4 protein-coding genes are annotated in these 4,846 nt (G+C 65.4%); 2 read left to right on the top strand and 2 right to left on the bottom strand.

Going from position 1 to position 4,846, the window contains the following annotated elements:
* The first annotated feature begins 150 nt into the window (after window positions 1-150).
* Together macA and AC1RCO_RS29140 are read left to right on the top strand one after the other, a co-directional pair.
* Window positions 151-1,302, top strand: a complete 1,152-nt coding sequence (macA, locus tag AC1RCO_RS29145; protein ID WP_011060449.1) for a macrolide transporter subunit MacA — start codon at window positions 151-153, stop codon at window positions 1,300-1,302.
* 2 nt (window positions 1,303-1,304) lie between these two features.
* Window positions 1,305-3,263: a MacB family efflux pump subunit gene (locus AC1RCO_RS29140; protein WP_492618312.1), complete on the top strand. Its 1,959-nt coding sequence runs from the start codon at window positions 1,305-1,307 to the stop codon at window positions 3,261-3,263.
* Window positions 3,264-3,323: 60 nt separating this feature from the next.
* On the opposite strand, the gene AC1RCO_RS29135 is transcribed toward AC1RCO_RS29140, so the two are convergent.
* Entirely contained in the window at window positions 3,324-4,112 is a 789-nt protein-coding gene (locus AC1RCO_RS29135) for a helix-turn-helix transcriptional regulator (RefSeq protein ID WP_041752100.1), read from the bottom strand.
* Between the two features lie 227 nt (window positions 4,113-4,339).
* Complete coding sequence (locus tag AC1RCO_RS29130; protein WP_011060452.1) at window positions 4,340-4,753, bottom strand: VOC family protein; 414 nt, start codon at window positions 4,751-4,753, stop codon at window positions 4,340-4,342.
* Window positions 4,754-4,846 lie beyond the last annotated feature (93 nt).

Raw genomic sequence — 4,846 nt, 5'->3', positions numbered from 1 at the left:
GGCGCGGGGCAACACAGGCGCTGGCCCTGCCGGCGCCTGGACACCCGGTTTCATTCATCTGGAACACCGCTCACTACGGCAGCACGGTGTTCTGTAAGGGGGCTCGCCGCTGGCCGGTGCAGCCCGCCCTCAACGGACTTGTGGTCATCTATGGAAAAGTCGAAGTTTCGCAAAATCGGTATGGGGCTGTTGCTGGTGGTTGTGGCCGGGTTGATTTTCTATACGGTGCAGGCGCCGGCGGAGCCGCCGCAGTACCTGACCGCCAAGGTTGAACGGGGGGATATCGAGAACGCGGTCCTGGCCTCGGGCCTGCTCGAAGGCATCAAGCAGGTGGATGTCGGGGCCCAGGTCTCCGGGCAGTTGAAGTCGCTCAAGGTCAAGGTCGGGGACAAGGTGAAAAAGGGCCAGTGGCTGGCGGAAATCGACCCGCTGGTGCTGCAGAACACCCTGCGCCAGGCCCAGGTGGACGAGGAGAACCTGCAGGCCAAGCGCCGCGCCACCGCGGCCCAGCTCAAGGAAACCAAGGCCATCTACGAGCGCTACCGTGACTTGCAGTCCGACGCCTCGATTTCCCAGCAGGATTACGAGACCGCCGAATCCAACTACGAGGTGCAGCGGGCCAACCTGCTGTCCCTGGACGCGCAGATCAAGAGCGCGCACATCCAGATCGACACCGCCAAGGTCAACCTGGCCTACACCCGCATCGTCGCGCCGATCGATGGCGATGTGGTGGGGGTGGTGACCCAGGAAGGCCAGACGGTGATCGCCAACCAGCTGGCGCCGGTGCTGCTCAAACTGGCGGACCTGGACACCATGACCGTCAAGGCCCAGGTCTCGGAGGCCGATGTGATCCATATCGCCCCCGGCCAACAGGTGTACTTCACCATCCTCGGCGAGGCGGAAAAACGCTACTACGCCAAACTGCGGGGCACTGAGCCGGCGCCGCAGAACTTCCTCGAAACCCAGACCGCCGGCACCCCCAAGCAGAACACCGCGGTGTTCTACAACGCGCTGTTCGACGTGCCCAACCCGGACCATCGGCTGCGCATTTCCATGACTGCCCAGGTGCGCATCGTGCTGGATACCGCCAAGGACGTGCTGATGGTACCGGTGGCGGCCCTGGGCCCGCGCAATGCCGACGGCAGCTTCGCGGTGCGGGTGCTGGACGCCAAGGGCCATGCCCAGGCGCGCAACGTCAGCACCGGGATCAACAACAACGTCAAGGTGCAGATCAAGGACGGCCTGGCGGAGGGTGACCGGGTGGTGATCGGTGATCCGCTGCCCGGCACGGCAGGGGCCTGAGCATGAGCGAGCCCCTGCTGCACCTCACCGGCATCAGCCGCAGCTTCACCGCCGGGGATCGGGAGTTCCTGGCCCTCAAGCACATCGACCTGAGCATCCAGGCCGGGGAAATGGTGGCGATCACCGGGGCCTCGGGGTCGGGCAAGTCGACCCTGATGAACATCCTCGGCTGCCTGGACTACGCCACCGCCGGCAGCTACAAGGTCAACGGCCGGGAAACCCGCGACCTCGACGACCAGGCCCTGGCGGAACTGCGCCGCGACTACTTCGGCTTCATCTTCCAGCGCTACCACTTGCTGCCGCACCTGAGCGCCATGCACAACGTCGAGATGCCGGCGATCTACGCCGGTACCCCGCAAGTCAGGCGCCATGGCCGGGCCCGGGAACTGCTGGCGCGCCTGGGTTTGTCCGGGCACCTGGGCCACCGGCCCAGCCAGCTCTCCGGCGGCCAGCAGCAGCGAGTGAGCATCGCCCGGGCGCTGATGAACGGCGGCGAAGTGATACTCGCCGACGAACCCACCGGTGCCCTGGACACCGCCAGCGGCAAGGAGGTGATGAACATCCTCCAGGAACTGCACGGCCTGGGGCACACGGTGATCATCGTCACCCACGACCCCAAGGTGGCGGCCAACGCCCAGCGCATCATCGAAGTGCGCGACGGCGAGATCGTCAGCGACCGGGCCAACCCGCGCCCGGCGGACGAGGCGCCGAACGAGCCGCCGGTCAGCGTGCGGCCCGCCGGTGCGCGGCGCCTGGTGGCCAGCCTGGGGCTGTTCAAGGAGGCCTTCGTGATGGCCTGGGTGGCGCTGGTCTCGCACCGCATGCGCACCCTGCTGACCATGCTCGGGATCGTCATCGGCATCACCTCGGTGGTGTCCATCGTGGCCATCGGCGAGGGCGCCAAGCGCTACGTGCTCAAGGACATCCAGGCCATCGGCAGCAACACCATCGACATCTTCCCCGGGGCCAGTTTCGGCGACAGCCGGGCGGCGGCGATCCAGACCCTGATGCCCGCCGACGTGACGGCCCTGAACCAGCTGTACTACGTCGACAGTGCCACGCCCATGGTCGGCCGCAGCCTGTTGCTGCGCTACGGCAACATCGACCTCAACGCCACGGTCAACGGCGTCAGCCACCTGTATTTCCAGGTTCGCGACATCAAGCTGGCCAGCGGCATTTCCTTCAGCGAGAACGACGCGCGGCGCCAGGCCCAGGTGGTGGTGATCGACCACAACACCCGCAACCGCCTGTTCGGCCCGGATGTCGACCCGCTGGGGCAGGTGATCCTGGTGGGCAACCTGCCGTGCACGGTGATCGGCGTGACCCGGGAGAACAAGAACATGTTCGCCGCCAGCAACCTGCTGAACGTCTGGCTGCCCTACGAGACCGCCGCCGGGCGGGTGCTCGGCCAGCGCCACCTGGACAGCATCAGCGTGCGGATCAAGGACGGCCAGCCGAGCAAAGTGGTGGAGGAGCATGTGAAGAAGCTGATGGAGCAGCGCCACGGCACCAAGGATTTCTTCACCAACAACCTCGACAGCATCATGCAGACGGTGCAGCGCACCAGCCGCTCCCTGGCCCTGCTGCTGTCGCTGATCGCGGTGATTTCCCTGGTGGTGGGGGGAATCGGGGTGATGAACATCATGCTGGTGTCGGTCACCGAGCGGACCCGGGAGATCGGCATCCGCATGGCGGTGGGGGCCCGGCAGTCGGATATCCGCCAGCAGTTCCTGGTGGAGGCGGTGATGGTCTGCCTGATCGGCGGGGCCATCGGCATCAGCCTGTCGTTCGCCATCGGCTACCTGTTCACCCTGTTCATCAAGGAGTGGGAGATGGTGTTTTCCATGGGGTCGATCATTACCGCGTTCGCCTGTTCGACCCTGATCGGCATCGTCTTCGGCTTCGTTCCGGCGCGCAACGCCGCGCGCCTGGATCCCATCGAGGCCCTGGCCCGGGATTGACAGGCCGTAGACCGAACCGCCGGCGCTGGGGCCGGCGGGGGTTACAGGGCCAAGGCCGGATCAGGCCGTCGGGGTTTCGCTGCTGTGCGGCGCTTGTTCCTCGGGCGAGTACATCCAGCGCAGCAGCGAGTGCCGGCCACTGATGCCGAGCTTGATGGCGGCGCGCTTCAAGTAGCTTTCGACGGTATTGACCTTGAGCTTGAGCTGCTCGGCCAGCTGCGGCGCGGTGCGCCCGGCCAGCAGCCCGACACAGACCTCCAGCTCGCGGTTGGACAGGCGCAGCCCGGACTGTTCCAGGCGCGCGGCAAAGCGCAGGCGCAGGCTTGCCAGGCCCTCGATGGCGGCACTGTCCTGCTCGGCGGCATCGCCCCGGGGCTGCAGGGCGCTGATGTGTTTTTCCACCATGGGCAGCAGCAACGGCGAGATGTCCTCCAGCAGCAGGCGTTCCTGGGGGGAAAAGCTCTGGTCCTGGCTGCTGCGGTACACCGAGAGCACGTAGTGGTAGGAGTCCTTGCGCCCGGTCAGGTGCAGTTGTGCCGGGTCCGCGTGGCCGCGCTGGCGTTGCAGCGACGGGCCCGGGGCCGGTTCGCCGGGTTGTTCGGGAAAGCCGGTGAGCAGCAGCGGGTCATTGCTGGCATGGGCATCGCTGTACAGCGGGTGGCGGGTCTGCATCAGGGTGTTGCCGGTTCTGCCGACGGCCTGTTCCGGGTCGGCCCGCAGTTGGGTGATATGGGTGGCGTCCACAGCCAGCTGGGTGAGTATCAGGTCGTGCAGCATGCGCGGAAAGTTGCGGCTGCCGGTGCTGGCGATGACCTTACCAATGTGTGGAAACAGTATTTGTGAGTTCATCATTTCATCCATGAATGTGAAGGTGTGGAGGGGGGCTGCCTTATAGCAACGAGTTTGGGTCAGGGTTGATTTACCTCCTGTTTGCTCTGGGCGACAAAGGGTCGCCTCGTATCCTAGTACAGGGTTGCGGTGGCTGTTTGATGAAGTGCGCAAAATCTTTCCCGGCGGGCGCAGCGGTGCGGTGCTGCGTTGCACAGCACCGGGGCCGGGCTTGCAGGTGGGCCGGGTTACGGGCGCTTCTCGCAATTGACCATCCATGGCACACCAAAGCGGTCCACCAGCATGCCGAAGCGCTCGGCCCAGAAGGTGGCTTCCAGGGGCATCTGCACGTTGCCCTGTTCGGCCAGGGCGGCGAATACCCGTTCGGCTTCGGCGGCGTTGTCGATGTTCAGCGAGATCGAACAGCCGTGGATGCCCAGGTAGGGCAGCTCAGGGGTGGTGTCCGAGCCCATCAGCACCTGGTCGCCGACGCTCAGGCGGGTGTGCATGATGCGTTCGTGACAGTCGGCAGAGATGTGATCACGGGCCGGGCTTTCACCGAAGGTCATCATCATTTCCAGGGTGCCGTTCAGGCATTGGGCATAGAAGGTGAAGGCGGCCTTGCAGGTGCCGTTGAACACCAGGTAGGGGTTGATTTTCATGCTGTGCTCCGGTCGCAGGTAACGGGCAGGCACGCGGGCCTGTGGACGAACTTCCATAGCAAAGCCGCTATCGGCCCTGCGCGGAGGTTTTTT

The organism is Pseudomonas sp. GW823-FHT03E05 (genome assembly GCF_058796855.1).
This window is presented reverse-complemented; position numbering and strand designations above follow the sequence as displayed.